The organism is Streptomyces sp. NPDC059564 (assembly GCF_042735575.1).
In the GTDB taxonomy this organism is placed as follows: Bacteria; Actinomycetota; Actinomycetes; order Streptomycetales; family Streptomycetaceae; genus Streptomyces.
This window is the reverse complement of sequence record NZ_JBHWBP010000468.1, coordinates 1-4,997: the sequence shown is the minus strand read 5'-3', so window position 1 is coordinate 4,997 and position 4,997 is coordinate 1. Positions and strand designations below refer to the sequence as shown.

The 4,997-nt window shown below is 69.9% G+C and carries 4 protein-coding genes; 1 reads left to right on the top strand and 3 read right to left on the bottom strand.

Translation table 11 applies throughout. From position 1 onward, the window contains the following. A partial coding sequence (locus ACFV0Q_RS38315; protein WP_385012294.1) for a hypothetical protein occupies nucleotides 1-183 on the top strand: 183 nt, incomplete at its 5' end. A 41-nt stretch (nucleotides 184-224) separates the two neighbouring features. Here ACFV0Q_RS38315 and ACFV0Q_RS38310 read toward each other — a convergent pair. From ACFV0Q_RS38310 to ACFV0Q_RS38300, 3 genes are all read right to left on the bottom strand, one after another. After that, nucleotides 225-1,277: a cytochrome d ubiquinol oxidase subunit II gene (locus tag ACFV0Q_RS38310; RefSeq protein WP_385012292.1), complete on the bottom strand. Its 1,053-nt coding sequence runs from the start codon at nucleotides 1,275-1,277 to the stop codon at nucleotides 225-227. Further along, nucleotides 1,274-2,752, bottom strand: coding sequence for a cytochrome ubiquinol oxidase subunit I (locus ACFV0Q_RS38305; RefSeq protein ID WP_385012291.1), 1,479 nt, complete (start codon nucleotides 2,750-2,752; stop codon nucleotides 1,274-1,276). The genes ACFV0Q_RS38310 and ACFV0Q_RS38305 overlap by 4 nt, the downstream gene beginning before the upstream one ends. Nucleotides 2,753-3,059: 307 nt before the next feature. After that, on the bottom strand, nucleotides 3,060-4,682 hold the full coding sequence (locus ACFV0Q_RS38300) for an MFS transporter (protein WP_385012289.1): 1,623 nt from the start codon (nucleotides 4,680-4,682) through the stop codon (nucleotides 3,060-3,062). Nucleotides 4,683-4,997 lie beyond the last annotated feature (315 nt).

Below are 4,997 nucleotides of genomic sequence, written 5' to 3'. Positions count from 1 at the left end.
GTACAGCGGGGAACCCGCGACCCGGGCGAGCTGGATGGCGCGGTGCGTGGCCTCCGCCTCCAGCAGCACCTTGCGGACCTCGCCGTGGTGGCGGGCGTCGGTCTCCCCGCGCGCGAGTTGGGTGTCAGCCAGTCGGCGCGCCGCACTCCGACCGAGTCGAGTGCGTCGCGCGCCTGGGGATAGAGGCTGTCCATGCCCTCGATGGAGAGGTAGCGGCGGAGTGGTCAGCGGTGCCGGCCCGGATCCCGGTTCACGGCCGTGCGGCGCAGGTCGTTGTCGGCGAGGGGTTGCAGGGCGCCGCTGGTGTCCAGGCGGTAGAGCAGGACCAGCGGCGGTCCGACGAGCACGATCGCGATGACCGTGACCAGGAGCAGCCAGCGCAGTGTCGTCGGTGCTCCGGCCGCTTCGTCCACGGTCAGCGAGGTGGGGATGAGATAGGGGCGCTGGGCCAGCCCCCAGGCGATGACGACGAGGGCGACGCTCCCGACCGCGGTGATCCTCGCCCAGCCCGTGGCCGTGCGGTGGAGCAGCCCGGCGGTGGCCGCGGCGCAGACGGCGGCCGCCAGGACGAAGGCGAGGCCGACGCCGCTGGTGAGGCCGTCGTAGACGTAGCGCGCGTCGTGGTGTGTGACGACGAGGCCGACGGCGGCCAGGACGGCGATGACCCCGAGGCTGCACCAGGCCCGCAGCCGGAAGTAGTGGACGAGGTCGGGGGCGTCGAAGCGGCGGGCGTCGGCGGTGAGGAACACCGCCCCCAGGAAGGCGGTCGCGGCGACGGTAAGCAGGCCGCAGAGCACGGAGGTCCCGTTGGACCACGCGTCCGCGGACGCCTTCGTCCCCGGAGCGACCCGGCCCGTGGCCAGCCCGCCGACGACCGCCCCGAGGAAGAAGGGCACCAGGAGGGAGGAAACGGCGAAGGTGGTGCCGTAGATCCTGCGGTGCGCGAGGCGTGTCATGGGCTTGCGGAGGGCGAAGCCCGCACCGCGCAGGACGAGCCCCAGGGCCGCGAGCGCCAGGGGCAGCCACATGGCGGTGAAGAGCGTCTGGAACAGGACCGGAAATCCCGTCCACATGAACACCAGGACGAAGATGAGCCAGACGTTGTTCGTCTCCCAGACGGGCTCCATGGCGTGGTCGATCAGCCACCGGGGCCGCTTGCCCCGTACGGTGCCGCCCGCGAAGAGGTCCCAGAACCCGGCTCCGTAGTCCGTCCCGCCCGCACAGGCGTAGGCGGCAACTGCGGCCAGCAGCACCCAGGCCACGACGTCCTGGATCATCGCCCTCCTCCGTCACCGCGAGCGGATCCGTGATCGTGATCCGGTGCGGCCGCGACGGTCGCCCGGCGGGGCCCGTAGGGGGCGTCGCTTTCCGGAGTGCCGGCGGCCTGGGCATCGCCCTCTTGTTCGTCCGCGATCCGCCAGCGGGTGCGCATCTTAAGCAGGACGCCCAGGAAGGTGCCGAAGATCAGTACGTAGACCACGATGACGATGGCGAGCATCGTCCACAACGACGCGGCCCGGGTGTCCGTGACGGCTTCGGACACCCGCATGTTCTCGTACACGATCCAGGGCTGGCGCCCCACCTCGGTGGTGATCCAGCCACATTCCACCGTCACCAGGCAGGCCGCCCCTGCCACGGCGGCGCACCGGAAGAACCACGGGGAACCCGGCAGGTCGCGTCGTCGCAGCCAGCACCAGCCGTACCAGAGCGCGAGCAGGAGGAGAGCGCTCCCGATCGACACCATGATGTCGAACGCCCAGTGGGCGATGGTGGCCTGGGCCGCCGTGGGGCGGTCGCTCGCGGGGACCGACGACAGACCCGTCACCTGGGTGTCCGGGCTGAAACCGGCGAGGATCGAGTCCAGTTGGGGGATCTTGAGCCCGCCGGAGACCGTTCCGTCCTCATGCAGGCGTCCGAACAGGATCTCCGGTTGGTGGGTGCCGGTCTTCCAGACCATCTCGGTGGCGGCGAACTTCATCGGCTGCTCCTGGAACACCGAGCGGGCGATGGAGTCCCCGAGCACGAATTGCACGGGGGTGAGGATCGCGGCGACGGTGAACGGAACGGTGAAGCCGAGCCGGTGGTAGTGGTCACGTCGGCCTCGCAGCCAGCCCACCGCGTACACCCCGGCCACGACGTAGCCCGCCGTGAGGACGACACCCGCCACGAAGTGCCAGTACTCGGGGCCGAAGATCGGCGTGAAGATCGCCTTGCGGACGTCGATGTCCACGGGGTTGCCGCCCACGTCGAGCGAGAAGCCGCGCGGCGTGTTCATCCAGGAGTTCGCGGCGATGATGCCGAACGCGCCCAGCAGTGCCGTCAGCGGCAGGGGCAGAGCCAGCCAGAAGTGCGTCCACGGCTTCAGTCTCCGCCAGCCGTAGAGGTAGATGGCGATGAGGATCGCCTCCAGGAAGAACGCCCACGCCTCGACCCCGAACCCGAGGCCGAAGACATCGCCCCACCGGCCCATGAGACCCGGCCAGAGCAGGCCGAACTCGAAGGAGAGCACGGTCCCGGTGACGATGCCGATGGCGAACTGCACGGCCATGACCGCCGACCAGCGCCGCGCGAGCAGCAGGGCGACCGGATCGCCCGTGCGCAGCCCGCGGTAGTGCATCAGCAGGGTGATGGCGGGAAGAGCCACGCCGAAGGGAACGAGCAGGATGTGGGAGGCCAGGGTGAAGGCCATGAGTTGGCGGGCCGGGAGCAGCTGCGGAGGGGTGTCCGCCATGATCGCGATCGCGCTGTTCACGTGAGCCTCAGCAGTTCGTGTCGGACGGCTGGAGGAGCGGATGCCTCAGCCACCGGTGGAGTCCTTCCCTGTCCTTGAAGACCTGAGGAACAAGGAGCGTTCGGCTACGGTCACTGCTGCTTGCTTCCACTGAACCGCTCCCTGGGTGCTGACGGGGACACGCAATCCGCGCCACCACGACAGCACCACCGGATTGCCATGGCCCGGTGGCACGACTGCCACTGATCCAATGGGGTGTTCTCCCGAACCGAACGGCTCAACTGGGGTGCGGGAGACCCGGTCGGCGACCGGCTGACCGTACGGCCTCTCAGGCTCCCGGTCCGCTCGGCCTCTCGGTGGCGGCGGAGGCGGAGTCCTCGGCGTAGTAGCGCCCCAGGAGCTCCCGCTCGGCGTCCCGGTGCGGGAACATGAAGAAGATCAGCATGGCGCCCAGGGCGATCGCGGCCAGGCCGACGGTGTACGCCCAGTCGTCGCCGTGGAGGAAGGACTGGCGTGCTGCCGCGATGATCTGGTCGGTGTATTGGGGGTGCTGCTGGGCGACCTGCCCGGCGGAGGCGAACGACTTCGTCAGCTCGCTCTGGACCTGATCCGACACGTCCTCGCTCTCGGGGGAGGCGGCGATCGCCGCGCTGAAGGCCGAGGCGTAGCCGGCGGTGAGGAGCAGCCCCATGATGGACTGCATGACGGCCCCGCCGAGGTCCCGTTGCAGGTCGGCGGTACCGGAGGCCATGCCGGCCCGCCGCACGGGCACCGATCCGGTCAGCGAGTGGGATGCGGGCGTCCCGGCGAGGCCGGCGCCGATCCCGGTGAGCACGTAGGCGAGGCCGATGTGCCAGTAGCGGCTGTGCTCGCCCCAGAACAGCAGCATCCAGCCGAAGGCGAGGAAGAGGAACGCGTAGCCGATCAGCAGGGTCGTACGGGCGCCGCGCGTCTCGACCAGCTTCGCGGACCGTGGTGCCACGAGCACCATCATCACGACGAGGGGGAGGATGGCGGCGCCGGCTTCGACGGGGTCGTACCCGAGCACGTTCTGCAGGTACTGCTGGCTGATGAACGCCGATCCCATCATGGAGCCGTACACGATGATTCCCGCGCATGCGGCGACCCAGAACGTACGCCGTCCGGCGATGTGGAGGTCGTACAAGGGGTTGGGGGCCCGGCGCTGACGCCGGAAGAACGCCGCTCCGGCGGCCAGGGCGATCACGACGAGCCCGACGACCAGTGCTCCCTGGTGGGGGACGGCGGCGAAATTGATCGCCAGTACCAGTCCCGCGATCAGGAGGACGGACAGGATGCCGCCGAGGTTGTCCACTGGTTCGGCCGACTCGTTGGCGTGTGCGGGGACGAACAGCAGGGCCATGACCAGCGCGACCACGGCGAGGGGCAGGGTGATGAGGAACACCGATCCCCAGTAGAAGCGTTCGAGCAGCGCGCCCGCGATCACCGGCCCGAGCATGGAGATGCCGCCGCCCAGGGCTGACCACAGCGCGATCGGCTTCGTCCGCCCGGGCCCCGCCCACAGGGCGGTGATCAGCGCCAGGGTGGTCGGGTAGGCCATGCCGGCCGAGAGCCCGCCGAGGATCCGGGCCATCACCAGGACCGTGTCGTTCGGTGCGGACGCGGCGAGCAGACAGGCGGGGACGGACAGAGCGGTGCCGAGGAGCAGCAGCAGCTTGCGCCCGTGACGGTCGCCGACCGCACCCAGGTAGAGGACCGATGCGGCCAGGCCGAGGGAGTACCCCACGGCGACCAGGTTCAGCGAGCTCTGGGAGGAGTCGAAGGCCTTCCCGATCGCGGGCAGCGCCACGTTGGCCACCGACAGGTTCAGGTTGGCCACTGCGGCAACGATGATCAGGGACGCCAACACAAGCGACGCCCGCGCCGGCGCCTCACTCGGGACGTCGACTCGGGGCGCGCCGCTCTTCGACATGGAACCTCCGGGGCGGTGTTGGGCTTGGCAAGAGTCTTGCCTGATCTACCGTGCCGAACGTCGCCCCGTGGGGATGACACGCCCACCGGTCTCGCTGTCGCCGACCATCACGCCGAGGACCTCGCGGCCGTCGTCTTACGGCGGGAAGTCGCAGCCGGCGGGATAGGGGTCGGTGCGAAAGAAGTGTCCGCACGAGAGCCGCCGGCAACCTGTTGTGGGGGCGCCCACCCCGGGGGCCCCCCGTGACACGCGCAAATCACCGGTAACGCGGGATTTTTTTGGAGCCCGAAGCGTCGGTGGTGGGTTCCCGGGGCG